The following is a 24,592-nucleotide window of genomic DNA, read 5'->3' as shown; positions in this document are numbered from 1 at the left end:
TTTCGTTGCTGGGGGTGCTCACTGCAGTTCTTTCAAAAGTAGGGCCATCTCGACGGCCACACGGCCGGCATCGCGGCCTTTTTCTTCAGCACGGGCCCAGGCCTGGGCCTCGTTCTCAACGGTCAGGATCGCGTTGGCGATGGGGATCTGGTGGTCCAGCGAGATGCGCGTCACGCCAGCGCCGCTCTCGTTGGCGACCAGCTCGAAGTGATAGGTCTCGCCGCGGATGATGCAGCCCAGCGCCACCAGCGCTTCGTAGTCGCCGCTGTCGGCCATCGCTTGCAAGGCGATGGGCACTTCCAGCGCGCCAGGCACGGTGACGTGGCGGATGTGGCGTTCGGTCACCCCCAGCGCCAGCAGCTCGGTCTTGCAGGATTCAGCCAGCTTGTCGGTCAGCGCCGCGTTGAAGCGTGCCTGCACGATGCCCACCCGCAGATGGGTGCCGTCCAGCTTCAGCTCGGTGCCCTTGTCAGCGTCTTGCATCTGCTCTTACTCCTTGGCGGCCACGAAGCCGGTGACTTCAAGGCCATAGCCGGTCATGCTGGGCATGCGGCGCGGGCTGCCCAGCAGCTTCATCTTGTGGATGCCGAGCTCGCGCAGGATCTGGGCACCAACGCCGTAGGTGCGCAGGTCCATGGCCGAGGCCGGCGGTGTGTTGCGCTCGCCTTGCAGGCGGCCCAGCAGCGCTTCGGCTTCTTCACCGCAGTTCAGGAGGAGCAGGGCGCCGTGCGACTCGGCCTTGATCGCGGCCAGGGCCGAGGGCAGGGGCCAGGAATGGCTGCAGGGGCCGGCATCAAGAAGGTCGAGCACCGACAACGGCTCGTGCACGCGCACCAGCACTTCGTCGCTCGGGCTCCAACGGCCATGGCTCAGCGCCAGATGCACGGCACCGGTACGGTCGCGGAACACGCGGCAATCGAATTCACCTTGCGCCGTGTTGAGCTTGCGCTCGGCCACTTGCTTGACCAGTGATTCATTGCGGCTGCGGTACTCGATCAGGTCGGCGATGGTGCCGATCTTCAGGCCGTGCTCCTGGGCGAAGAGCTCCAGGTCCGGCAAGCGCGCCATGGTGCCGTCGTCCTTCATGATCTCGCAGATCACGGAGGCCGGGCTCAGGCCGGCCATCTGCGACAGGTCGCAGCCAGCTTCGGTATGGCCTGCGCGCATCAGCACGCCGCCGTCCTGCGCCTGCAAGGGGAAGATGTGGCCTGGCTGGACGAGGTCGCTGGACTTGGCGCCCTTGGCGACAGCAGCCTGAACGGTGCGCGCACGGTCTGCCGCCGAGATGCCGGTGGTGACGCCAGTGGCAGCCTCGATGGAGACGGTGAAGGCCGTGCCGTGCTTGGTGCCGTTGCGCGGCGCCATGGGCGGCAGTTGCAAGGCTTCGCAGCGCTCGCGAGTGAGGGTCAGGCAGATCAGTCCACGGCCGAACTTGGCCATGAAATTGATTGCTTCGGGCGTCACGTGGTCGGCGGCCAGGACGAGGTCACCCTCGTTCTCACGATCTTCTTCGTCAACCAGGATGACCATGCGGCCGGCGGCCAGCTCGGCGACCAGCTCGGGAACAGGAGATATGGGCATGGGCGCGATTGTAGGCGGGCAGGGCCCACCCTCGAACCGCTCAGGCCTTGTCGGAAGGCAACCAGGAGCCCAGTCGGCCCTGGGGCCTCGCACGCAGGCGCAGGTCGGCGCCCATTGGCACGTGGTCCAGCCAGTCGAGCTGCACCGCCTGGTCCAGGCTTGCCAGCGGGCCGAACGTGGCGATCTCGCGGCCCAGGCCCAGCAGCTTGGGCGCCAGGTAGAGCAGCAGTTCGTCGACCAGGCCCTCGCGAATGAAGGAACCGTTGAGCTTGTGGCCGGCCTCGACGTGCAGTTCATTGATGCCGCGCCGGCCCAGGTCGTCCAGTACCGCAGCCAGGTCCACCTTGCCGTCCGGGTTGGGCAGCAGGGCGATCTCCGCACCCTTCTGGCGCAGTGCGGCGGCCTTGGTCTCGTCGGCTTGGGCCGCATAGATGAGAACCTGGCCGGGTGGCTGCAAGAGCTTGGCGCCAGGTGGCGTTTGAAGGCGCGAATCGATCACGACGCGCAGCGGCTGCATCGCCGTATCGACCAGGCGCACATCAAGGCGCGGATCATCGTCCAGCAAGGTGCCGATGCCGGTCAACACTGCACCAGAGCGCTTGCGCCAGGCGTGGCCATCGCGGCGGGCTGCCTCGGCCGTGATCCATTGGCTGCTGCCATCGGGCAGGGCGGTGCGGCCGTCCAGCGAGGCGGCAGCCTTCATTCGCACATAGGGCCGGCCGCGCAGCATGCGGGAGAAAAAGCCGATATTCAGTTCCCGGGCCTGATCACCGAGACCACCAGAATCGAGGAGCTCGGCCTTGATGCCCGCGGCACGCAGGCGCGCCAGGCCTTGGCCGCTGACGACAGGGTTGGGGTCCACACAGGCCGCCACGACGCGCGCGATGCCCGCGGCGATCAAGGCTTCGCAGCAGGGGGGCGTCCGGCCATGGTGGGAGCAGGGCTCCAGCGTCACGTAAGCGGTGGCGCCCTGTACCTGCTCGCCGTGTTCAGCCGCATCACGCAAGGCCATGACCTCGGCGTGAGCCTGGCCGGCGGCTTGCGTGTGGCCCCGGCCCAGCAGCCTGCCGTTGGCATCAACGATCACGCAGCCGACGCGGGGGTTGGGGTCGCACAGGCCGACGGCGAAATGCGCCAGATCAAGCGCCCGGCGCATCGCGCTCAAGTCATCTGTAAAGGGCTCGGTGGCCAGGGGCCGGGCAGGCAGTGCAGGCATGGCAGCAGTCTAGCCGCCTGTCTCATCACGGCAGGGGCTGATGCAGAACGGTGGCCGTGTTCGTGAACACACCGGTGCTGGGCGATGCCGCGTGGCCGGCCGGGCAACTGTCGATTGCACGAATCACCAGGAAGTTCTGCCGGGTCAGGGCACCGCCCACCTTGGTGTAGCTGGCAGGATGTTCGCCATTGGAGATGCTGCCATTGCCGTCGTAGTCGGCTGAATAGCGGCAGACCTTGTAGGAGGACAACGAGATGCCGCTCAGCTCCAGGCGCCCGCCCCAGGTGTTGAGCGGCCGACTCGTGGCGTCGCCTGTGCTGCTGCGGGGGTAGACGACGCAGTAGTAGCTACCCACGGTAGCGGTGGGCAAGCGGCTGAAGCATTGGTAGGTGGGGGTGAGCAGGTACTCGGCCGCAACGTCAACCGTCAGGTCCAGGCCAAAGCTCAGGGCGCCGCTGCTCGGCAGGTCAGGGTCGGGTGGCGAGGCCAATGAGTAACGGACATAGCCGCTCAAGAGATAGCCCTTGGCAAGGCCGCAGGCGCTGATGTCGATGTCGGCCACCGGCGTCGCGGCCAACAGGCCCGTGCAGATGTTCGCGATCTCGCCGGTGATGTTGTTGAACACCCAGGCCACGGTACCGCTGGGGTCGGGCTTGAATACGCTCTTGCCTGTGCCCGTGTCCGTCGCAATGACCGGAATGGCAGGGTTGCGGCCTTGCGGGCGTCGGCTGGAAATGCCGTCCGGCGGCGGAATCATCAGGGAGCCGCTGAGCCCCGGATCAACCTTGGCGATGAAGGTCGCCAGGCGCACCACCTGCGATTCACCGGCGCGATCCAGCCACTCCAGGGAGAGATCGACCGCGCTCATCGGCGGGTTGTCGATGGCGAGCACCCGGCGGGTCAGGGCAAAGGTGGCATTGCTGTCGGTGCGGCCGGCGCTGTTGACCGATGCGGCCGCGAGCGCATCAAAGGCAGTCACACCGACGGGCGCACTGGCCGTCTCCAGGGCAGCAAATGCCCGCGATCCTTCCATATTGACTTGTGCCAGCTTGGTGGCTTCGCTGCGCTGCTTGGCCACGTCTGCACTGCGGCGCAGGTTGGCCTGCAGGCCGACCAGGGCCAGCATGCCGAAGGACATGATCAGCAAGGCGACCATGGCTTCGACCAGGGTCACCCCGCGGGCACGAAGCCGGGCTTGGCGGGAGACGTGACGGCGGCTCATCGCGCCTGATCCCATGCACTGCCGGGCACGCGCACGAAGCTGCCCCGCTGGTTGTTCAAGATCTGCATCAAGGTCGCGTCATAGACCATATTGATCGCGCCCGTGCCGCTCGCCATAACATTGCCCTCGACCACGACGGCGCCGGTCACTGTCGCTGGCAAGGCGCTGCCGTTGCTCCAGCTCAGGTTGCCGCGGACATAGAGCAGGCCATAGATCTGAATGGGTTCGCTGATGGTCAGGTCGCCGTTGACGATGATGACCACCGGATTGGTCGGGCCACCCAGGTTCACGTTGGCGGCAAACGTGGCCGGAGCGTCCAGCCAGAACATCTGTCCGCCAGCAGCCAACTTCTCTACCAGTGGCACCGTGCAGTCGCCGCCACAGCTGGCGGCAACGTCAATCTTGCGCATCTTGGGCTGGCCACGGTAGTAATCACTGTTCATGCCGAAAAAGCTGGCAAAGAACAGTTCGGCCGCCTGGCTGCGAATCGTGGTGTCGTCGGCAATGACATGGTCGCTGGCCAGGCTGCCGGGCAGTCCTTCGGCGTGGGCCAGGTCTGCAATTGCCAGCGCATGGCCGGTTTGGGCGAGCAGGCCGGAACCGGACGGCGCCGTGTTGAACAGGCCCAGCGCGGCCGGACTTCCAGGCGACACCGTGCCCCTGGCCACCAGCGGGCTGACGGGAGGCATCTTCAGCGCGCTGACCAAGGCGATATCGACGGCGCGGTCAACCCTGCTCAGCGAGTTGGCTGCAGCAATGAAGTTGTTTCCGCATTCATTGAGGTTGAGGCCGGTGCAGCCGGACACTGTCAGCCGTGCAGTGCCGGGTCGACCGCCGACCTTGAAGCCGACGCTGAACGTCGGCTGCAAGCCGACGCCCGCCACCGCCGCGGGAATCACAAACGTGCTGGCACTTGTGGGGTGGGGCGTCGGGCATTGGCATGCCCAGCTGTTGGCACCATTGTTGAAGCAGGCGAGCATTGCCGATTCGCTGGTCGAAGCCTTGGTGACCACGCGGGTGCTCTGGTTGATGCGCAGGTAGCGGTCGCGCAAACTGGTGCCTGCGCTGCTGTTCTGGCAAGCGGCATCGACATTGTCTCCGTTGACCATGGCCAGCGCCCATTCGACACCCGCCTCTGCCGCTTCATAGGCTACTCCTGTGCGGTAGTAGTTGCTGGCGATGCGTTGCTCATAGACCATGTTCCGGCTGGCGAATGCCGCCAGCATGGCCACGATCAGGAACAGGGACATCACGACCACGAGGGTGGCCGCGCCAGCTTGCCGCTGCCGCAGTGAAGTGTGCATGCGATGCGTCATGCGCAGCTCCCGACGATGCGGTCATTGCGCAGGCGGGTGCTGACCTCCACATTGCGAACGACAACGGGCTTGCTTACCGATTCGCCGGTGATCGAAACCACGATCCGACGCACTTCCTGCACCGGGCAGGTGCCTGCCACGCAGGGCACGTTGCAGAAGCTGTCCAAGGGCACGCTCTGCACCAGAAGCTTCACCTTGAAGTCGGTGATCTTCAGCGAGTTGGGGTCAGTCAGGGGCTGCGCTGCGACATCAGCGTCAGCGGTCAGGCGGTAATAAAGCGTAGTGCCGGACAAGAAGAAACTGCGCTCCTCGGCGGCGCTGACGATGTTGTCTTCTGCTGGCGAAACGCCCCGACCTGCTGCAGTGACCTGATAGGTGATGGTCGTGCTGTCGCCAGCGGCCGCCGGGGTCAGGTTGGAATAGGGGTTGCTGGCCGGCGCTGCCGCGCCTGGAGCCCATACGCTGTTGTTCGCTTGTTCCCAGGTGCCAGCGCGACGGAGCTCCGTCAGGACCAGGTCGCCCGCGGCTCGCAGGTCCTGCTGGACTTGGGTTTCCATCATCAGCCGACGATGCTCGGTGATCTGAGCCGTCACCAGCAGGGTGGCACCGGCCACGACGATCAGGCCCACGGTAATGCCAACCATGGCCTCGACGAGGCTCAGGCCGCGCTGACGACGGCGCGGGTTCAGTGGGGGCATCAGCATCGCACGTACCCCGAGATCGAACCGTCAGGACTGCAGCTCGAGATGCGGCCCACCGCGTTCAGACTGACCCTGATCTGGCCGACGCGGTTGCTGACAGTGATGGAGGGGTTGGCCGGCGTGACGGTCATGCTCGGCGAGACGAATGTGACCACAGCATTGGTATAGGAGAGGGTCACCCCCGTGGAACTGGGGACCGCGACCGTCTTGATCTCGGTGCCGCTCGCGTCCGGATCAGAACAGGCATTGCCTGCGCCCAGGGCGCAATTGCAAGCGCCACCGCCACCCCAGTAGACGAGGCTGTAGCAGCTGCCGCCGCCACCAAAGAATACAAGCACGCTGCTGGGTCGCGAGCCTGCTTCGGATCTTGCATAGGCCAGCGAAGTTGCCAGTTCTGCGGCGACCATCTCGACACGGCGCTTGGCCATCATGTCGGCAAGCGACGGCGCCGCTACGGCCAGGATGACGCCCAGAATGCCGACCACGATCAGCATTTCGACCAAGGTGACACCACGGGATAGGAGCGACAGCTTCTTCATTTGGCCCAGCATTTGTCGTTGGTGGTGCTCAAGTCGGACTTGTAGCCGGCATAGGTCGTATTGCCGGAGAGCATCTTCAGCTCGAATTTGCGGCAGTCCGTGTCCCGGTCTTGCGGGCTCGAGCTGTTCGCCAAAGCCGTGAGGGTGTAACCCGTCTCACCAGAGGCAGCGATGGCGATCGTGTAGTGGCCTTGCGGCGAGGTCGAGGAGCCAACGCCCAAGGTGGACATGCTCGCCGCGTAGCTGGGCTGATTGGCCCGGTACCGTTCCTGGGCAAGCTGCAAGCTGTTCAAGGCACTGGTGGCGTCGGCCCGGCGGCTGCGAAACATGTATTGCTGGTAGGACGGCAGGGCAATGGCCGCCAGGATGCCGATCACGACCAGGGTGATCAGCAATTCGATCAGCGTGAACCCACGAAGGCCTAGCAAGCGGCCGGCACTTTGGGAACCGTCGATGGGCACGAATGGCATCGTCATGCGCAATTATTGGCACTTCCTTGCTGGTCTTAAGCCCGGAAATACCACTCATCGGCACCCAGACACCGCTTGTCAGTCAGCCCCTCGAACATGGGAGCAAGCCTCATGGACGGGTTCGGGAGCGGTTCAGGAACAGGCGTTCAGCCGCCTGAAACTGCCGTCGGGAGTACAGCTGCGCACCCGACCGGCGAGGCTGACCACGTGGCGGATCGTCGCTTTCCGGTCGGTGGCCGCGATGTCGATGCTGCCAGTCGGGCTGACCGTGCCGCGGTAGCCTGAAAAGGCCATGCTGGGAACATTGGCCTTGACGCTGGCGCGAAGCTCCAGCGGTATCCAATGAAGCTTGAGCGACTGAGCCTCGGCGCTGCACACGGCAAGCCCGTCGCTGTTGCAGGCACATGCGCCGCTGGCACCGGTGTGAAGCAGATAGCAGGTGCCCGTGGCGTGCACATTGAATCGCACATGGACCGCCTCGCCGAGCCGGATCGACTCGCCACGGGCCAGCATCACGTCCGTCCTGACGGTTTCGGCCAGGCCCTGGATGCGCTGTCGCAGCCTGAGTTCCTGCATGGCAGGCAGGGCCTTGCCGAGCAGGATGCCGAGAATCGCGCAATACATCAGGCATTCGACCAGGCCAAGGCCTTGCATCCCTTTCGGTGCAAGCTTGCTCATGACGCTCCTCCCTCAGGCTCATCGCTCTTTGTGCAAGCAATGTAGAAAAGCCGGCTCGTGCCGGCTTCATTCCTGGAGAGGAGGGTGTCCCCAGCTGGGGGGAGGCGAAGCTCAGATGTCCCGGATCAGCTGCCGGAATTCGTCCACATCCTCGAAGCTGCGATAGACCGAGGCGAAGCGCACATAGGCCACCTTGTCGATGCGCTTGAGTTCGCGCATCACCAGCTCGCCGAGCTTGGTGGAAGGCATTTCGCGCGCGCCGCTGGCGAGCAGCTTCTCTTCGATGCGGGCCAGCGCAGCATCGATCTGCTCGATGCTCACCGGCCGCTTGCGCAAGGCCAGCTGCATCGAAGCCCGCAGCTTGGCTGGTTCGAAGTCAGCCCGGGTGCCGTCCTTCTTGACCACGGCGGGCAGGGCGATTTCGGCCCGCTCATAGGTGGTGAAGCGCTTGTCGCAGCTCAGGCAACGGCGGCGACGCCGAATGACGTCGCCTTCGTCCGATTCACGGGTCTCGGCAACCTGGGTATCGGTGTGGCTGCAAAAAGGACAGCGCATCGGGCCTCTTGAGAATCAGCGGTAGACCGGAAAGTCGCGCGTCAGCGCGGCCACCTTGGCGCGCACTGCCTCGAGCACGGCCTCGTCGTTCGGCTTGTCCAGCACGTCGGCGATCAGGTGGGCCGTGGCGCGGACCTGCTCTTCCTTGAAACCGCGCGTGGTCATGGCCGGCGTACCCAGGCGGATGCCGCTGGTGACCATGGGTTTTTGCGGGTCGTTCGGAATACCGTTCTTGTTGCAGGTCATGTGGGCCTTGCCCAGCAGCGCTTCGGCTTCCTTGCCGGTCAGGCCCTTGGGTCGCAGGTCCACCAGCATCACATGGCTCTCGGTACCGCCGGAGACGATGCGCAGGCCCCGCTCGATCAGCGTGTCGGCCAGCACCTTGGCGTTCTTGACCACCTGCTGCTGGTAGGCCTTGAACTCAGGCGTCAGCGCTTCCTTGAAGGCCACGGCCTTGCCGGCGATGACGTGCATCAACGGTCCGCCCTGGATGCCGGGAAAAATGGCGCTGTTGATCTTCTTGGCAATCGCCTCGTCGTTCATCAGGATGATGCCGCCGCGCGGGCCGCGCAGACTCTTGTGCGTGGTCGAGGTGACCACGTCGGCATAGGGCATCGGGTTCGGGTAGACGCCAGCAGCAATCAGGCCGGCGTAGTGGGCCATGTCCACCATGAAGTAGGCGCCGATTTCCTTGGCGATCTTGCCAAAGCGCTCGAAATCGATGCGCAGGCTGTAGGCCGAAGCGCCAGCGATGATCAGCTTGGGCTTCTTCTCGCGGGCCAGGGCTTCCATCGCGTCGTAGTCGATCTCTTCCTTCTCGTTGAGACCGTAACTGACCACGTTGAACCACTTGCCGCTCATGTTCAGTGCCATGCCGTGGGTCAGGTGACCGCCTTCGGCCAGGCTCATGCCCATGATGGTGTCGCCCGGCTGCAGCAACGCAAAGAACACGCCCTGGTTGGCTTGCGAGCCCGAGTTGGCCTGCACATTGGCGAAATTGGCACCGTAGAGCTGCTTCAGGCGGTCAATGGCGAGTTGCTCGACCACGTCCACGTACTCGCAGCCACCGTAGTAGCGCTTGCCGGGATAGCCCTCGGCGTACTTGTTGGTCAGCTGGCTGCCCTGCGCCTGCATCACGGCCGGCGAGGTGTAGTTTTCCGAGGCGATCAGCTCGATGTGATCTTCCTGGCGCTGGTTTTCCTGCTGGATGGCTGCCCACAAATCAGGGTCGACATTGGCGAGAGTGGATTGGCTGCGATCAAACATGGTGGCTGATGGGTTTGTTCAAGAGGTGGCGCCACGCACGGCTCCACGCATGCGCGGAAACGCGGGGCTGCCCAGGCGAACGGCTGATACGGACGGGCTTTGCAACAGCCTCGGCCGCTCGCGCTCCACGGTGTATCCACCTCGGGCCGAGAGCTCGGCCCTGATCGCCAGTCGCGCGAAGCCGCAGTGTAGCGCCTGCCATCGCGGCAGGCGCTCGTTCGAGTCATCGCAAAAGAGCGACTTGCTCTTCGACAGGCTTGGGGGCTGCCGGCTTCGGGGCAGGCTTGCCGTTGGCGATGGCCTTCATCTGCTCATGCTCGGCCAAGACGCGGGTCGCGTAGCCGGAGTCGTCCGGCAGGTTGGCCGCGCCGACATAGTGGCGCAAGCCTTCTTCCACACTGCCGGCGCGCTGGATGCAGTCACGCAGCACCTGCACGCCGACGCGCAGGTTCGTGATCGGGTCAAAGGCCGCCAGATTGCCGCCGAAGGCCTCGTACTTGTCGTCGTGAACGCGGGTCAGCACCTGCATCAGGCCCTGGGCGCCTACGCTGCTCTGGGCAAACGGATTGAAGCCGGATTCGACGGCCATCACGGCCAGGATCAAGGTCGGCTCGACATGGGCGCGCTGGCCGATCGACCAAGCTTCCTGCACGAGGCGGCTGATGGGCTCCGGAGCGACCTTGTACTTGCGAGCCAGCCACAGTGCGACCGCAGCTTGCTGACGCGGCAGGTCCTTCGGGTCGGCAGCCGTGGCGCGATTCACAGCCTCGGGTTCACTCAAATGAACCAGCAGGCGGCCTTCAGCTTCCGCACGCGCTTCACTGCGGGCATTGAGCCAGCCCAGCGCCACGGTCTCGAACTTGTGGCGCAGGTCGGCTTGCGAGAGAACCATCAGGAGAATGGTCACCACAGCCAGGCCAACCAGGGCCAGCGTGTTGTGGCTCACGACCAGGAGGCCCTGGCCGATGTCCTTGAAAAACAGGGACAAGGCTGCGTTGGCCTTGTCGCTCAGGGATTGCAGATCACGACGCGCTGTCATGTGACTCCTTTCTTCTCCGCACCTTGGCCGTCGCCCGCCTTGAGAGGCCGGTGACTGCATCGGGTGACAGTGATAATGGGCCGCGCTTGTCTGAGCCAGAGGCGCAAGCAGTAAAGCTCGAGCCCAGCCCAGGACGGCGTCCATCGGCAGCGGCATGCTCCATCCCTCCCGAAAAGTTGGAGCACGGGTTAACCCTGCACTTGGCAAGGCGTGCGAATTTTACGGTCCAAAAATAACCGGTCAAGGTCATAAGGCCTTTTCTAAATTACGGATAGTTATGAAATACAAGGACCTGCGGGACTTCATCGGGGCTCTGGAACGCATGGGCGAGCTGCGCCGGATTGCCCAACCCGTGTCTCCGGTCCTGGAGATGACGGCCTTGAGCGACCGGGTGCTGCGTGCCGAAGGCCCGGCCTTGCTGTTCGAACAGCCAGCCGGCTTCAAGACGCCCGCACTTACAAATCTGTTCGGCACGACCCGCCGGGTGGCCCTGGGCATGGGGGCGGAGAACCTGCAGGAGTTGCGGGAGGTCGGCCAGGTTCTGGCCAGCCTGAAGGAGCCGGAGCCGCCCAAGGGTTTGAAGGACGCCGGCCGGCTGTTCCAGATGGCCAAGTCGCTGTGGGACATGAAACCCAGTGTCGTGCGCAAGGCCTCCTGCCAGCAAGAATGCTTCGAAGGCCCCGAAGTCGACCTGAAACGCCTGCCTGTCCAGACTTGCTGGCCGGGCGACGTGGCGCCCTTGATCACCTGGGGCCTGGTGGTGACCCGCGGCCCGCAGTCGGTACCGCAGCCGCGCCTGCGCCAGAACCTGGGCATCTATCGCCAGCAGATCATTGCCAGCAACCAGGTGATCATGCGCTGGCTTGCCCACCGCGGCGGCGCGCTGGATTTCCGCTCATTCGCCCAGGCCAACCCGGGCCAGCCTTTCCCGATAGCGGTGGCGCTTGGCGCGGATCCGGCCACCATCCTCGGCGCGGTGACACCGGTGCCGGACAGCCTGTCCGAATATCAGTTCGCCGGGCTTTTGCGGGGCTCGCGCACCGAACTGGTTGACACGAACGTCGGCGAGGCAGGCCGCATGTTGCAGGTGCCGGCCAGCGCCGAGATCGTGCTGGAAGGGCATATCCCGACGGCCGAGCGCGGCTTCAATGGCCACAGCGAAGACGGCGTGCCCGTGAAGGAAGTGGGTGGCTATCTCCACGCGCTCGAAGGTCCATACGGCGATCACACCGGCTACTACAACGAACAGGACTGGTTCCCGGTGTTCGAAGTCCGCCGCCTGACGCAGCGCGAGAGCCCGATCTACCACTCGACCTATACCGGCAAGCCGCCCGACGAGCCAGCCATCCTCGGTGTCGCCTTGAACGAGGTCTTCGTGCCCATCCTGCAGAAGCAGTTCAGCGAGATCGTGGACTTCTATCTGCCACCCGAGGGTTGCAGCTACCGCATGGCGGTCATCTCGATCAAGAAGGCCTATCCGGGCCATGCCAAGCGCCTGATGTTCGGCCTGTGGAGCTTTCTGCGCCAGTTCATGTACACCAAGTTCATCGTGGTGGTGGACGAGGACATCAACATCCGCGACTGGAAGGAAGTGGTCTGGGCGATCACGACGCGCATGGACCCGGTGCGCGACACGACACTGGTCGAGAACACGCCGATCGACTACCTGGACTTCGCCTCGCCGGTCAGCGGACTCGGCGGCAAGATGGGCTTGGACGCTACCAACAAGTGGCCGGGCGAGACGCCGCGCGAATGGGGTCGCACGATTGCGATGGAGCCGCAGGTGCAGCAGCGCGCCGACGCGCTGTTCGAACAACTTTTCGGCCGCTCTGGCAACTAGGGTTTGCAGCCGCGCCGCTTGCTTGAATTGGCCGTGGGCCTCACCTACTGTTGAATAGCCTGTTCGCAGGTTCAACCTCTGGCGCAATCTTTGCGCGCCAGGAGCCCTGGAGCAAATCGCTCTGGAGCCCCAATGACGGCGTGTCCGTCCGCCCCACCCCGACAGGGGTGGGGTTTGTCATTTCTGGGCCCCGTTCCTCAGCGCTGAGCGGCCTTTGGCTCAATGACCAGACAGCAAGCCCAGGAATTCGGTCCAGACGTAGCGGTTCTTGTGGAAGCCGGTTGCAGCAGGCAGAAAGTCGCCCCAGCTCCATGGGCCCTCGGCGCGGTAGTCGATGCCGGCCGGAATCAACTCCATGTCCACGGGCGCCACCGACTTGAAGGCGCGCAGCGCGCGAGGCACATGCATTGCATGCGTCACCAGCAGCACATGCTTCACGCCATCGGCCTTCAGCAGAGGCACGCTCAGCCGGGCGTTTTCACGGGTGTCTCTCGAGCCACTTTCAACCCAGCGCAGCGGCAGGCCAAACTGGTCACTCGCGATTCTTTGCGCCAGCACACCTTCGGGCATGCGGCCCGGCGCGCCGAGGCTGGAAATCCCGCCACTGAAGCCCAGCGGTGCCTGCAGGCGCCGGGCCAACCACACGCCGTAGCGCAGGCGCTCGTGGGAGAGCGGGCTCAAATCCGGCGCGAACTCGTACTCGGGTACGCGCGCCGTGCTGCCGCCGCCCAGAACGAAAACCGCGGTCCCGGACCGCTGGGCCAATGCCACCATCTGCGCTGAACTCAGCGCTGGCGGCGGATTGAGCAGCAAGCTCTGAAGCTGGATCGCAAACCAATCGGTGCAGCTCAACCAGCAATAGAGCAGACCGGCCACCAGAACTCCGCGGCCCAGCTTCCTCTGTCTCAGCCAGAGGCCGCCAAGGGCGATCAGCAGCAAGCCCGGCGTGGGCGGAAGCAGCAGCGCCAGGAGCAAGGGCTTCAGCAGGTAGAGCACATGGTCGGGTGTCAGCATGGGCGCTATCGTAGGGGTCCCACAATATCCGTCCGAGCTCTCGTTCCCCTATCGATGCGTCTTCCCACTTTTCGTCGCCATTGGCTGCTACTGCCCGCTCTGTTCCTGGTCCTGCCTTTGCTCACGGCCTGGCTGCTGCTGCCGCGCTGGATCGAGGGCCGTGGCATGGCCCTTGCCAGCGAGGCCCTGGGACGTCCGGTCTCGGTGATGTCGGCCAGCTTCCAGCCGTGGCGCCTGGGCCTCACGCTGGATCAGTTCCGCATCGGCGCTGCGCAGGCCGGGGGTGAAGAGCTCCTGCAGATCCAGCGCCTCGATGCGAGCTTGTCCTGGCGCTCCCTTCTCCACCTGAGCCCCGTCCTTGCCTCACTGACGATCGAGCAGCCCATGCTGCGCCTGGCGCGGCTGGATGACGAGCGCACCAGCATCGATGACCTGGTCCTGCGCTTCACCGCCAAGCCCGGTCAGGCCGCCAGCAAGGAGCCTGATTTCGCGCTCTACAACATCCGCCTGCTTGGTGGCCAGGTGCTGTTCGACGACAAGGCCGTCGGCCGCCAGCACAAGGTGGAACAACTGGACCTGGAGCTGCCTTTCATTTCCAGCCTCGACACCCACGAGCAGGTGCAAGTTCGGCCGCGTCTGCAGGGCAGGTTCAACGGCGTGAGCTTTGGCAGCGAGGCTTCTCTGCGGCCTTTTGACGCCAGCCACGACGACACGCTGGACTTCAAGCTGGCCGAGACCGATCTCCAGCCTTACCTGGTCTACCTGCCCAAGGACCTGCCCTTGCAATTGCAGCGTGGCAAGCTCGGCATCGAGCTGAAGCTGAGCTTTGCCAGGCCAGACAAGAAGACGCCGAAGCTGATGCTCAGCGGCAAGCTGACAGCAAAGGACTGGGCCTTGAGACAGGGCGGCAAGGACATTGTTGCCTGGCAAGGCCTGCAAGTGACGATGGCCGACAGTCAGCCCCTGCAGCGCAAGCTGCGCTTTGCCGCCATCACCTTCGACGGCCTGGCCTTGCAGCTTGGGCGAGATGCCCAAGGCCGCCTGCAATTGCCCGTCAGCAAGCAGGAGAAAGCCGCGTCGGCGCCAAGCCCAGCATGGCAATTCGCCATTGAGCAGCTGGGCCTGCGCCGATCGAAGCTGGCATGGTCTGATGCGGCGCCAGTGGCCCAGCTGAAGCTGGACGACATCGAATTCAAAGCGAACGGCATGCAATGGCCGCTGGCTGAACAGGCCGCCAGCTACGAGTTGTCGACCCGCCTGAAAGACGCCCGGCTGGTGCTCAAAGGGCAAGTCTCCATACTGGCCTTGCGGGCTGAAGCGGAGCTGCGGTCGCTGGCACTGGAGAGCTTCACGCCCTATCTCGCTTCACTCAGCCCTTTGGCCGTGCGGGGCAATTTGTCCAGCCGCGCGGAGCTTCATTGGGACAAACCGATGGAGCCGAGCAGCCTGCCAATGCTGCGCTTGAGTGAGCTGACACTGGAAAAACTCCAAGCCGGCACCGAGTTGAGCCTGGCGCGCATCACGCTGGACCAGGCCGAGCTGTCGCTCGCCAAGCACCAGGTCCAGTTGGGGCAAATGCGCCTGCAGCAAGCCAGGCTGGCGGTGAGCCGAGCCGGTGAGGGCGGCTGGAACTTCGAGCAATGGCTTGCCAAGGCAAGCGAAGAAAAGAGTGCGGAAGCGGGCAAGCCTTGGCAGGTTCAGCTGGCAGGCTTGTCGCTGGATCAAGGCCACGTGGAGCTGCAGGACGCCAGCACGCCGCGCCCAGTGCACCTGGTGGCCAGCGAGATTTCCGCCAAGTTGTCGGATGTGGCCTGGGGCAAGCCCGGCACGAGCGCGATGCAGCTCAGCATGAAGCTGGGCGCGGTGCGCGACGGCCGCGCCAAGGTGGATGAATACGGCAAGCTGCGCTGGACCGGCCGTCTGAGCCTGCCCGAGCCCCAGCTCTCAGGGCGATTGGTCGTCGAGCATCTGCCGCTTGGCGGTATCAGCCCTTACATCGAGCAGCAGCTCGGCGTGCGGCTGCAGCGGGCCGATGCGAACTGGCAGGGCGAGGTGGAAATCGCCGGCCCGAACTTGAAGCTCGCTGGTGACTTGCAAGTCGCCGACTTGCTCCTGCGCATGGCGCGAGGCGAAAGCCGCGAGGAGCTCTTGAGCTGGAAAGGTTTGAGCCTCCGCGGCTTCACGATCGCAATGGCACCAAGAGAAGCGAGCCGGCTGGCCGTGGCTGAGACAAAGCTTGACGAATTCTTCGCCCGCCTAGATATCGCACCGGACGGCCAGTTCAATCTGCGCGGCCTGACGCTGCCGGCGCCAGCGGCTTCCGCTTCGCCTGCCGAGCCGCCGGCCAAGCCGGTTCAGTACCAACTGGGCCCAACCTACCTGACAGGTGGTCGTGTCGATTTCAGTGACCGCTTCGTGCGTCCCAACTACAACGCCCGCCTGAGCGAGCTGAACGGCAGCATCGGCGCGCTTTCCAGCGACATGGCCGATATGGCCACCGTCGAGCTGCACGGCAAGGTGGCGGGTACCGGCAAGCTGGAGATCGGCGGCAAGCTCAAGCCCAGCCCCTTGGCACTGGACATCCAGGCGCGTGCCAGCGAGATCGAGCTGGCGCCGCTGTCGCCCTACGCGGGCAAATACGCCGGCTATGCCATCGATCGGGGCAAGCTCTCGACCCGGCTTGCCTACAAGATCGAGCCGGGCGGGAAACTGCAGGCTGAAAACCAGGTGATCCTGAACCAGCTGCAGTTCGGCGAGCGGGTGGACAGCCCCGACGCTACCTCGCTGCCGGTCAAGTTCGCGCTGTCGCTGCTGGAAGATCGAGATGGCGTCATCGACATCAACCTGCCGATCTCGGGCTCGATCGACGACCCGGAGTTCAGCGTCGGCGGCCTGGTCTGGCGGCTTTTCCTCAACCTCATCGGCAAGGCGCTGACCTCGCCCTTCAGCCTGTTGGCCGGTGGTGGCCATGAGGACAGCAGCAGCCTGACGATGGCGCCCGGTGCCAACGAGCTGGGCAGCGACGGCATGGCCAAACTCGACAAGTTGGCCCAGGCGCTTATTGATCGACCCCGTCTGCGCTTGAGCATCACCGGTTCGGCTTCGCTGGAAGCCGAACGTGCCGCCTTGCTCGATCAGCGTCTGCAGCAGGCCCTGAATGCCGAGCGCCAGCGTGCGCTGCGTCGCGATGCGAAGACCCAGCCCAGCCGCGAACAGGTGCTGCGCAGGCTCTACCAGCGCACCGACCTGAAGACGCGGCCGCGCACCGTGATCGGCCTCCTGAAGGACGTGCCGCCGGCTGAGATGGAGAGGCTTTTGATGTCGTCCTACGCGGTGGATGCTGAAGCGGCCCGCCAGCTGGCATTGGCGCGAGCCGTACTCGTTCGCGACGCCCTGATCGCTCGCGGCGTGCCCAATGAACGCCTGTTCCTGGCAGCCCCCAAGACCAGCGGCCCACAGGTGGAACTGAGTCTCGACGCTCCATGAAGTCGGGCCCTGGGCTATGCTGCCCGCCCCAGCTGTCAATGGAAGGCCTGTCATGAACACGCTCGAACGCATCACCCTGGCCGGCGGCTGCTTCTGGTGCACCGAGGCCGTCTATGAACAGGTGCGCGGCGTGCAAGCGCTGGAGTCGGGCTATGCCATGGGGCATGTGAAAGATCCGAACTATGAGCAGGTCTGCTCGGGCAACACCGGCCATGCGGAAGTGCTGCGCATCGACTTCGACCCGCAGCAGGTCAGCCTGCGCGAGCTGCTCGAGGTCTTTTTCGTGATCCACGACCCGACCACCTTGAACCGGCAGGGCGCCGACGTTGGCACGCAGTACCGCTCGGGCATCTATTTCCACACGCCGGAGCAGGAGGCGCAGTGCCGGGCGGTGCTCGATGAAGTGCAGCAGGCCAACACCGGCAAGGTGGTCACGGAATTGGCCCCGATTCGCGACTACTGGCCGGCCGAGCCCTATCACCAGCACTACTACGCCCGCCATCCAGACCAGGGCTATTGCGCCTTTGTCGTGGCAGGCAAGGTCGAGAAGTTCCGCAAGACCTTCGCACGGCTCATGCGGAACGACACTGAGTAAGACCGCCGGCCCCGGCATAATCGCACCGCCATGCAAGTCTCGCTCCACCGTCTGCGCCAACGCACCCGCCGCCTCGGCTGGCTGGTGCTATGGCTGGCCGCGACGGTGCTGGCCACCCAGGCCCTAGGCCAATGGCACGGCCTGGTTCACGGCCAGAAGCTGGAACTGAAAGAGCAGGCCCTGGGCCACGATGTCGGCAGCAAGGACTGCCAGCTGTTCGACCAGCTCAACCAGCAGCTCGGCTTCGACTGTGCGCCACCGGCCTGGCAGGGGATCGGCACCGCACATGCGGCGCCACAGGCCCTGCCTGCTGGCTTGACCGAGACCGCGCCAGCGGTCATCCGGGCCCGCGGCCCTCCCTCCCAGGCCTGAACTCCATCAGGCGCCTTGCGTCGGCCGTTCGGGTCGGTGCGGGGCTGAGGTGCATTCGCGCCCGGCTCGTTCGAGCCTGGGCGCCCGCTGAGTCTTCCATCCATGTTCAAGTCCCAAAACCCCAAGCTGTTTACGTTGAGCGCGCTGGCCCTGGCCTGCCTCCCCCATGTCGCCCAGGCCGACAACGCCCCCGCCGCAGCGCCCGCCGCCAGCGGCGCAGCCGCGAATTCCACCGAGAAGCTCGGCACCGTCGTCGTGACCGGCAATCCGCTGCGCAGCAGCGAAGCTCCGGGCCAATTGCGCAGCCTGGCCGGCGACGAGCTGACACTCCAACGTGGTACCTCGCTGGGCGACACGCTCGGCGGTCTGTCCGGCGTCAGCTCGACCTACTTCGGCCCCAACGCCAACCGGCCGACCATCCGCGGCCTCGACGGTGATCGCATCCGTCTGCTGAGCAACTCGGGCGCCTCGGTCGATGCCTCGACCCTCAGCTTCGACCATGCCGTGCCCATGGACCCGCTGGTGATCGAGCGGGTCGAGGTGCTGCGTGGCGCCTCTGCGTTGCTCTACGGTGGAAATGCCCTTGGCGGCGTGGTCAATACGCTGGACAACCGCATCCCGCGCCAGCGCCAGACCTCGCTCAGCGGTGTCTCCGAATTCCGTCTGGGTGGCGCCAATGGCGAGCGCAGCGCCGCTGCGGTGCTGGACGGCGGCTCGGGTGACTGGGCCTGGCATGCCGACCTGGCCGGCCGCCGCACCGATGACCTGCGCGTGCCGCGATTCACGGACCCTGAGGGCGTGACCGGCAGCCGCGTTCGCAACTCGGCCAGCGACAGCAAGGGCGGCGCGCTGGGTGGTTCGCGCCAGTTCAGCAATGGCTATGTGGGCCTCTCGTTGGACAGCCATCAAACCGACTACGGCGTGACCGTAGAACCCGACATCAAGATCAAGATGCAGCGCGAGCGCGTGGCCAATGCCGGTGAATTCCGCTGGAACGACGGGCCCTTGCGCCGCCTGCAATGGCAGGCCTCCAGCAGCCGCTATGAGCACCGCGAGCTGGAGGGCGACGGCGCCGTGGGCACCATCTTCAACAGCCGGGGCAAGGACCTGCGCATCGAGGCCGAGCACGCGCCCATCGGGCTGCTGCGCGGCGTCGTGGGCACACAGATCGAGCGCAGCGACTTCTCGGCCCTCGGTGAGGAGGCGCTGGTGCCGACGACCCGGACGCGCAGCGCCGCAGTCTTTCTGCTTGAGCAGCTGCAGCTCGGCGACTGGCACCTGAGCGCCGGCGGCCGACGCGAGCAGGTCCGCGTCAATTCGGATGGTGACAGCGCCGATGCCGAGTCACCGCGTTTCGGCGCGCCGGACCAGCGCCGCTTCAAGCCCGGCAGCCTCTCGCTCAGCGCGAACTGGCACCTTTCTTCGCAGTGGGAACTGTCACTCAACCTGAACCGGAGCGAGCGAGCCCCGACCTTCGCTGAGCTCTACGCCAATGGCGCGCATGTGGCCAGTGGCGCCTTCGAGATTGGTGATAACCAACTGGGCCTGGAGAAGGCGCGCGGCTCGGAGCTGAGCCTCGACTGGGAGCAGGGCGGTGCTGGCGTGCGCTTGAGCCTCTATCGGACCCGGTTCTCGAACTACATCACCCTGCAAGCCACCGGCGAGCAAGAGGAGGAGCAACCGGTTTACGCGTACCGTGGCGTACGCGCGCAGATGCAGGGCTTCGAGGTCGAAGCCCACCAGGAGTGGAAACTGGCTGCCGGCAGCTTGCGTCTGAACGCTTCACTTGACAGCGTGCGCGGCATCGAACTGGCCACCGGCGAGGCCTTGCCGCGCCTGGCGCCGATGAAGGCCGTCCTGTCGGCCGAATGGCGCCAGGGGCCCTGGTCCAGCCGCGTCGAATGGCGCGGCGTGGCTCGCCAGGACCGCGTGCCGGCGCTGGACCAGGCAACGCCGGGCTATGGCATGGTGCGTCTGGCACTGGCGCGGCAGTTCCGCATCGGCGAGAGCGATGCGCTCTGGTATCTGCGCCTTGACAACATCAGCAACCAGCTGGCCTACAGCGCCAGCAGCCCACTCACCATTCGTGGCTATGCGCCGCTGCCGGGCCGCGCGGCGCAGACCGGGGTGCAGATCCGCTTCTGAAAATGCAGGTTCAGGGGGCCAGTCGCTCGCGCAGCCACTGGCCGTCTGGCTGCAAGCGGTAGCACAAGCGGTCATGCAGCCGCGAGCGGCGGCCCTGCCAGAACTCCCAGTACTCGGGCACCAGGCGGTAGCCGCCCCAGTTCGGCGGGCGCGAAGGATTCAAGCCATGCTGGACCGCGGCCTTGGCCGCGTTGGCGACGAGCACCGCGCGCGAGCTGATCACCTGCGACTGGGGCGATGCCCAGGCGCCGAGGCGCGAGTCGAGCGGTCGGGACTTGTAGTACTCGTCGGACTGCTCGCTCTCGACCTTCTCGACACGGCCCTCGATGCGCACCACCCGCTCCAGCTCCACCCAGTGAAATTGCAGGGCGGCGAAGGGATGTACGGCCAGTTCCTGGCCCTTGCGGCTGTCGTAGTTGGTGTACCAGACCAGACCACGGGCGTCGAAGTCCTTGACCAGCACGATGCGGGTCGAGGGACGACCGTTTGTGCCCACAGTGGCCACGGTCATCGCGTTGGGCTCGGAGACATCGACCTTCACCGCCTCATCGAACCAGGCCTGGAACTGGGCCAGGGGCTCGCCTGCAGCGGCTTCGGCGTCGAGTTCGGCGCGCTCGTAGCTCTTGCGCATGTCAGAGAGTTTGCTCATGGGTGGAAGTATGCCCCTCCCCAATATTCCAGCCTCCTAATGGAGACCTTCCCTTAAGTGCAGGCCCCTATGGTTCGTGCGCTGCTCGCACGTCATGCTTCAACCCATCGGCAACCGGCGGCCCTGCTGGCCGTCTGCCGCAGACCAAGGAAGTACCGATGATGAAACGACGACCCGTTGTCGTCGTCCTCGCCGCAGGACGCGGCCTGCGCTTTCGCGGCAACGGGCACAAGCTCGAACAAAGTCTGGGCACGGGCACGCTGCTCTCTCGCACCGTTGCCCATGCGCTCGAAACCAAGTTGCGCGTGGTCGTGGTCAGCAGCGAGAAGCTTGCGCCCATGGTTGCCGGCCTGATAGGTGCGGGTGACGTGATCAAGGTGCCGGAGCTGACGAGCAGTGGCCGCCCCAATCCTTTGGGCATGGGTTTCTCGATAGCGGCGGGCGTGGCCGCGACAGGCGATGCCGAGGGCTGGCTGATCGTCCCGGGTGACATGCCCCTCTTGAGGCCCGAGACACTGCTGGCCGTGGCTGAAGCCATCGAGCAATATCCTGTCGCGTTTGCCCAGTACCGCGGCATGCGCGGGCATCCAGTCGGTTTCAGCGCCGAGCTCTATTCCGAGCTGGTGGCACTGGAAGGCGATGAAGGCGCACGCCGCCTGCTGGCCCGCTATCCGGCCCAGGCCGTCGAGGTGGAAGACGCTGGCGTGCTCGTGGACGTCGATACCGTCGAGGACCTGGCTCGCTTGCGCGGGGAGCAGGCCCGCGAGAGACTCAGTTCAGGCAGCTGAGCGCAAGGCACGACGTACCCGGTCTGTAACCTGGAGCTGCCCTGGCTCCTGTAATATGGTTACTTGATTTCACCCGGGCGAGTTACATCGTCGCGTGCTGCATGACTCACAAGACATTGACCGAAGTGACGGAGCGCATCCGTCAGCGCAGCGCTGCCATGCGCAAACGCTATCTTGATGGCATCGACAAACTCGCTGGCCGCAAGCGTGGCGTCGAGCGCATGGGCTGCGCCAACGTGGCCCACGCCGTGGCCGCCATGCCAGCCAACGACAAGCTTCGAATCGTCGCCGAGAAGGCGCCGCACCTGGCCATCGTCACGGCCTACAACGACATGCTCTCGGCCCACCAGCCCTATGAGGGCTATCCGGCGCTGATCCGCGACGAAGCGGCAAAGCAGGGCGCCACGGTGCAGGTGGCCGGTGGCGTGCCGGCGATGTGCGACGGCGTGACGCAAGGCCTGCCGGGCATGGAGCTGAGCCTGTTCTCGCGCGACACCATCGCGATGAGCACGGCCATCGCGCTGTCGCACGATGTGTTCGATGCCGCGCTCCTGCTGGGCATCTGCGACAAGATCGTCCCCGGCCTCCTGATCGGCGCCTTGCACTTCGGTCATCTGCCCTGTGTCTTTGTGCCGGCCGGCCCGATGAGTTCGGGCCTCTCGAACAACGACAAGGCCAAGGTGCGCGAGCTTTATGCGCAGGGCAAGGTCGGCCGCGAGGAGCTGCTGAAGGCTGAGTCGGCCGCCTATCACGGTGCCGGTACCTGCACCTTCTACGGCACGGCCAACAGCAACCAGATGCTGCTCGAGGCCATGGGCCTGCATGTGCCCGGCGCAGCCTTCGTCCATCCGCATGACCCGTTGCGCGAACGCCTGAGCCGCGAAGCCGTGCGCACCGCCCTGCGCATCACCCCGAAGAACGACTACACGCCCATCGGCCATCTGGTCGATGAGCGCGTGATCGTCAATGCGATGGTGGCCTTGCTGGCCACCGGCGGCTCGACCAATCACCTGATCCACTGGGTGGCCGTGGCGCGTTCGGCCGGCATCCTGATCGACTGGAGCGACTTCTCCGAGCTGTCCGGCGTTGTGCCGCTGCTCTCTCGCGTGTACCCCAATGGCTCGGCCGACGTGAACCAGTTCCAGGCCGCGGGCGGCCCGGGCTTCGTGATCCGCGAGCTGCTGGATGCAGGGCTGATGCACGAGGATGTCCTGAGCGTTGCGGGCAAGTCGTTGCGCCCCTTCACCCGCCTGCCGGTTGCGAGCGAGCAGGGCGTGGGTTGGGAGGACCTGCCAGCGGCGAGCAAGGATGATTCGGTCGTGCGCACGGCTGCCGCGCCTTTCAGCGCCACGGGCGGCTTGAAGCTGCTGGCGGGCAATCTGGGCCGCGCGGTGATCAAGGTCTCGGCGGTGCCGGAAGACCGCCACATCGTGGAGGCACCGGCGCGCATCTTCACGGACCAGGAAAGCATGCTGAACGCCTTCAAGGAAGGCGAGCTGGAGCGCGACGTCATCGTCGTCGTGCGTTTCCAGGGCCCGCAAGCCAATGGCATGCCCGAGCTGCACAAGCTGACGCCGCCGCTGGCCGTCCTGCAGGGCAAGGGCTACAAGGTGGCGCTAGTCACCGACGGTCGCATGAGTGGCGCATCGGGCAAGGTGCCAGCGGCCATCCATGTGTCGCCTGAAGCCCTGGCCGGCGGGCCACTGGGCAAGCTGCGCGATGGCGATCTGGTGCGGCTCGATGCCACGACCGGCGAGCTGCTGGCGCTGGTTTCCGTTGCCGAATGGGCTGCCCGCGAGCAAGCGCAGATCAGCGCCGAGCAAGCCGACGAAAACGCCCATGGCCTTGGCCGCGAACTGTTCGGCGGCATGCGCCGCAATGTCAAGACTGCCGAAGAAGGCGCCATCACCTGGCTGTGAAAGCAATGAGCACAAACACCCTCAGCCTGGCCAGCCACGGCCCCGTCATCCCCGTCATCGTGATCCAGAAGCTGGAGCATGCCGTGCCCCTGGCGCAAGCCCTGGTGGCCGGTGGCGTGCGCGTGCTTGAAGTGACGCTGCGTACGCCGGTCGCATTGGAAGCAATGGAAGCGATGGCCCGCGCGGTGCCTGATGCCATCGTCGGCGCCGGCACCTTGCGTACGCCGGCCGATGTGCAGGCAGCCAAGAATGCCGGCTGCCAGTTCGGCGTCAGCCCCGGCTACACCGACGCACTGGCCGCAGCCTGCAAGGAATTTGGCCTGCCATTGCTGCCGGGCGTCTCAACCGCCAGCGAAGTGATGCAGGCCAGCAGCGCCGGCTTCCAGTTCCTGAAGCTGTTCCCCGCTGTGGCGGTGGGCGGCGTGAATCTGCTCAAGGCCTTGTCGGGCCCGTTCCCGGACATCGCGTTCTGCCCGACTGGCGGCATTACGCCAGAGACGGCGCCGCAGTTCCTCTCGCTGCCGAACGTCAAAGTCTGCGGTGGCTCGTGGCTCACGCCGCAGGACGCGATGGATGCGGGCGACTGGGGCCGCATCACCGCGCTGGCCAAGGCCGCTTCAGCCTTGCGGTAAGTCGAACACCAGGCAGGTGGTGCTCGCGTGCGCATACAGGCGCCCGTCATGCCCCACCAGGTCCGCCTCGGCCGTGGCCACCTGCTTGCCGCCATGCACCACGCGACCGATGGCGCGCACCAGCGGCACTTTCTCGTTGAGCGCACGCACGAGGTTCACCTTGAACTCCAGCGTCGTGTAGCCGCGGCCGATCGGCATGGTCGTGTGCACCGCGCAGCCCAGCGCTGAATCGAGCAGGGTGGCGTACCAGCCGCCATGCACGCTGCCCATCGGGTTGTAGTGGCGGCGCTGCGGCTTGCCCTGGAAAATCGCCTCGCCGAAGGCCACTGAGACCAGGCCGAAGTCCAGCGTCTCCGCAATCGGCGGCGGCGGCAGGTCGCCGGCCAGCATCGCTTCCATCATCTGCAGGCCGGTGCGGCCGCGCACCTGGTCGGGGCGAGAAACACCGCTAGGCTGGATGCGAGCGCGGATGACCGCCTCATCAGCCATCCATTGCTGCAGCACTTGATCGTGATTGACGGGCTGGTCCATGCCGGGCTCCAAAACGGTTGCAGCTGCAATTATTGTAG

23 protein-coding genes and 1 riboswitch are annotated in these 24,592 nt (G+C 65.4%); of the genes, 8 read left to right on the top strand and 15 right to left on the bottom strand.

All coding sequences use genetic code 11. The features are described 5' to 3' along the window. Positions 1 to 18: 18 nt before the first annotated feature. The 12 genes from ribH to V3596_RS06370 form a co-directional block, all read right to left on the bottom strand. Positions 19 to 483 (bottom strand): 6,7-dimethyl-8-ribityllumazine synthase, encoded by a 465-nt coding sequence (ribH, locus tag V3596_RS06425; RefSeq protein WP_334276859.1) that lies wholly within the window; start codon positions 481 to 483, stop codon positions 19 to 21. A gap of 6 nt (positions 484 to 489) precedes the next feature. Next, the gene (gene ribBA, locus V3596_RS06420; protein WP_334276858.1) at positions 490 to 1,581 is read right to left on the bottom strand and encodes a bifunctional 3,4-dihydroxy-2-butanone-4-phosphate synthase/GTP cyclohydrolase II; all 1,092 of its coding nucleotides are present in this window, start codon (positions 1,579 to 1,581) and stop codon (positions 490 to 492) included. A gap of 40 nt (positions 1,582 to 1,621) precedes the next feature. Continuing rightward, positions 1,622 to 2,797 (bottom strand): bifunctional diaminohydroxyphosphoribosylaminopyrimidine deaminase/5-amino-6-(5-phosphoribosylamino)uracil reductase RibD, encoded by a 1,176-nt coding sequence (gene ribD / locus V3596_RS06415; RefSeq protein ID WP_334276857.1) that lies wholly within the window; start codon positions 2,795 to 2,797, stop codon positions 1,622 to 1,624. Positions 2,798 to 2,822: 25 nt separating this feature from the next. Next, on the bottom strand, positions 2,823 to 4,019 hold the full coding sequence (locus V3596_RS06410; protein WP_334276856.1) for a type IV pilus modification PilV family protein: 1,197 nt from the start codon (positions 4,017 to 4,019) through the stop codon (positions 2,823 to 2,825). After that, complete coding sequence (locus tag V3596_RS06405) at positions 4,016 to 5,335, bottom strand: pilus assembly PilX family protein (RefSeq protein WP_334276855.1); 1,320 nt, start codon at positions 5,333 to 5,335, stop codon at positions 4,016 to 4,018. Before V3596_RS06405 ends, V3596_RS06410 begins: the two co-directional genes overlap by 4 nt. Continuing rightward, the gene (locus V3596_RS06400) at positions 5,332 to 6,033 is read right to left on the bottom strand and encodes a PilW family protein (protein WP_334276854.1); all 702 of its coding nucleotides are present in this window, start codon (positions 6,031 to 6,033) and stop codon (positions 5,332 to 5,334) included. Before V3596_RS06400 ends, V3596_RS06405 begins: the two co-directional genes overlap by 4 nt. Continuing rightward, complete coding sequence (locus V3596_RS06395) at positions 6,033 to 6,575, bottom strand: GspH/FimT family pseudopilin (RefSeq protein ID WP_334276853.1); 543 nt, start codon at positions 6,573 to 6,575, stop codon at positions 6,033 to 6,035. The genes V3596_RS06400 and V3596_RS06395 overlap by 1 nt, the downstream gene beginning before the upstream one ends. Further along, positions 6,572 to 7,051 (bottom strand): type IV pilin protein, encoded by a 480-nt coding sequence (locus V3596_RS06390; RefSeq protein WP_334276852.1) that lies wholly within the window; start codon positions 7,049 to 7,051, stop codon positions 6,572 to 6,574. Before V3596_RS06390 ends, V3596_RS06395 begins: the two co-directional genes overlap by 4 nt. A 126-nt stretch (positions 7,052 to 7,177) precedes the next feature. Next, complete coding sequence (locus V3596_RS06385) at positions 7,178 to 7,723, bottom strand: GspH/FimT family pseudopilin (RefSeq protein ID WP_334276851.1); 546 nt, start codon at positions 7,721 to 7,723, stop codon at positions 7,178 to 7,180. 111 nt (positions 7,724 to 7,834) lie between these two features. Continuing rightward, complete coding sequence (gene nrdR, locus V3596_RS06380) at positions 7,835 to 8,278, bottom strand: transcriptional regulator NrdR (RefSeq protein ID WP_334276850.1); 444 nt, start codon at positions 8,276 to 8,278, stop codon at positions 7,835 to 7,837. Between the two features lie 15 nt (positions 8,279 to 8,293). Further along, a complete protein-coding gene (gene glyA / locus V3596_RS06375; RefSeq protein ID WP_334276849.1) occupies positions 8,294 to 9,544 on the bottom strand; it encodes a serine hydroxymethyltransferase in 1,251 nt (416 codons plus the stop codon). Between the two features lie 62 nt (positions 9,545 to 9,606). Continuing rightward, positions 9,607 to 9,730, bottom strand: a riboswitch (ZMP/ZTP riboswitch). A 37-nt stretch (positions 9,731 to 9,767) separates the two neighbouring features. Continuing rightward, entirely contained in the window at positions 9,768 to 10,583 is an 816-nt protein-coding gene (locus V3596_RS06370) for a lytic transglycosylase domain-containing protein (RefSeq protein ID WP_334276848.1), read from the bottom strand. 277 nt (positions 10,584 to 10,860) lie between these two features. On the opposite strand from V3596_RS06370, the gene ubiD reads away from it, so the two are divergent. After that, on the top strand, positions 10,861 to 12,423 hold the full coding sequence (gene ubiD, locus V3596_RS06365; RefSeq protein ID WP_334276847.1) for a 4-hydroxy-3-polyprenylbenzoate decarboxylase: 1,563 nt from the start codon (positions 10,861 to 10,863) through the stop codon (positions 12,421 to 12,423). A 219-nt stretch (positions 12,424 to 12,642) separates the two neighbouring features. Here the strand turns inward: ubiD and V3596_RS06360 are convergent, their stop codons facing one another. After that, positions 12,643 to 13,437, bottom strand: coding sequence for a YdcF family protein (locus tag V3596_RS06360; RefSeq protein ID WP_334276846.1), 795 nt, complete (start codon positions 13,435 to 13,437; stop codon positions 12,643 to 12,645). A 54-nt stretch (positions 13,438 to 13,491) separates the two neighbouring features. Between V3596_RS06360 and V3596_RS06355 the strand changes: the two genes are divergently transcribed. From V3596_RS06355 to V3596_RS06340, 4 genes are all read left to right on the top strand, one after another. Next, positions 13,492 to 16,923 (top strand): DUF748 domain-containing protein, encoded by a 3,432-nt coding sequence (locus V3596_RS06355; protein WP_334276845.1) that lies wholly within the window; start codon positions 13,492 to 13,494, stop codon positions 16,921 to 16,923. Between the two features lie 52 nt (positions 16,924 to 16,975). Beyond that, positions 16,976 to 17,518, top strand: coding sequence for a peptide-methionine (S)-S-oxide reductase MsrA (gene msrA / locus V3596_RS06350; protein WP_334276844.1), 543 nt, complete (start codon positions 16,976 to 16,978; stop codon positions 17,516 to 17,518). 30 nt (positions 17,519 to 17,548) lie between these two features. Continuing rightward, on the top strand, positions 17,549 to 17,890 hold the full coding sequence (locus V3596_RS06345) for a hypothetical protein (RefSeq protein WP_334276843.1): 342 nt from the start codon (positions 17,549 to 17,551) through the stop codon (positions 17,888 to 17,890). 102 nt (positions 17,891 to 17,992) lie between these two features. Beyond that, positions 17,993 to 20,035, top strand: a complete 2,043-nt coding sequence (locus V3596_RS06340; protein ID WP_334276842.1) for a TonB-dependent receptor — start codon at positions 17,993 to 17,995, stop codon at positions 20,033 to 20,035. A 10-nt stretch (positions 20,036 to 20,045) separates the two neighbouring features. Here the strand turns inward: V3596_RS06340 and pdxH are convergent, their stop codons facing one another. Further along, a complete protein-coding gene (gene pdxH / locus V3596_RS06335; RefSeq protein ID WP_416383970.1) occupies positions 20,046 to 20,711 on the bottom strand; it encodes a pyridoxamine 5'-phosphate oxidase in 666 nt (221 codons plus the stop codon). A 131-nt stretch (positions 20,712 to 20,842) separates the two neighbouring features. Here pdxH and V3596_RS06330 point away from each other — a divergent pair, with 131 nt between their 5' ends. From V3596_RS06330 to V3596_RS06320, 3 genes are all read left to right on the top strand, one after another. Next, positions 20,843 to 21,472: a nucleotidyltransferase family protein gene (locus V3596_RS06330; protein ID WP_334276840.1), complete on the top strand. Its 630-nt coding sequence runs from the start codon at positions 20,843 to 20,845 to the stop codon at positions 21,470 to 21,472. Between the two features lie 101 nt (positions 21,473 to 21,573). After that, positions 21,574 to 23,391 carry a phosphogluconate dehydratase gene (gene edd, locus V3596_RS06325; RefSeq protein ID WP_334276839.1) on the top strand — a complete coding sequence of 606 codons (1,818 nt, stop codon included), beginning with the start codon at positions 21,574 to 21,576 and terminating at the stop codon, positions 23,389 to 23,391. 5 nt (positions 23,392 to 23,396) lie between these two features. Continuing rightward, positions 23,397 to 24,023 (top strand): bifunctional 4-hydroxy-2-oxoglutarate aldolase/2-dehydro-3-deoxy-phosphogluconate aldolase, encoded by a 627-nt coding sequence (locus tag V3596_RS06320; protein ID WP_334276838.1) that lies wholly within the window; start codon positions 23,397 to 23,399, stop codon positions 24,021 to 24,023. Here the strand turns inward: V3596_RS06320 and V3596_RS06315 are convergent. After that, on the bottom strand, positions 24,009 to 24,512 hold the full coding sequence (locus V3596_RS06315) for a PaaI family thioesterase (protein ID WP_334277355.1): 504 nt from the start codon (positions 24,510 to 24,512) through the stop codon (positions 24,009 to 24,011). The two genes, V3596_RS06320 and V3596_RS06315, sit on opposite strands and share 15 nt — an antisense overlap. Positions 24,513 to 24,592 lie beyond the last annotated feature (80 nt).

This window comes from Roseateles microcysteis (genome assembly GCF_036880965.1).
Classification (GTDB): domain Bacteria; phylum Pseudomonadota; class Gammaproteobacteria; order Burkholderiales; family Burkholderiaceae_C; genus JAUASW01.
The sequence above is the reverse complement of the archived record's forward strand: the minus strand, read 5'-3'. Positions and strand labels throughout refer to the sequence as shown.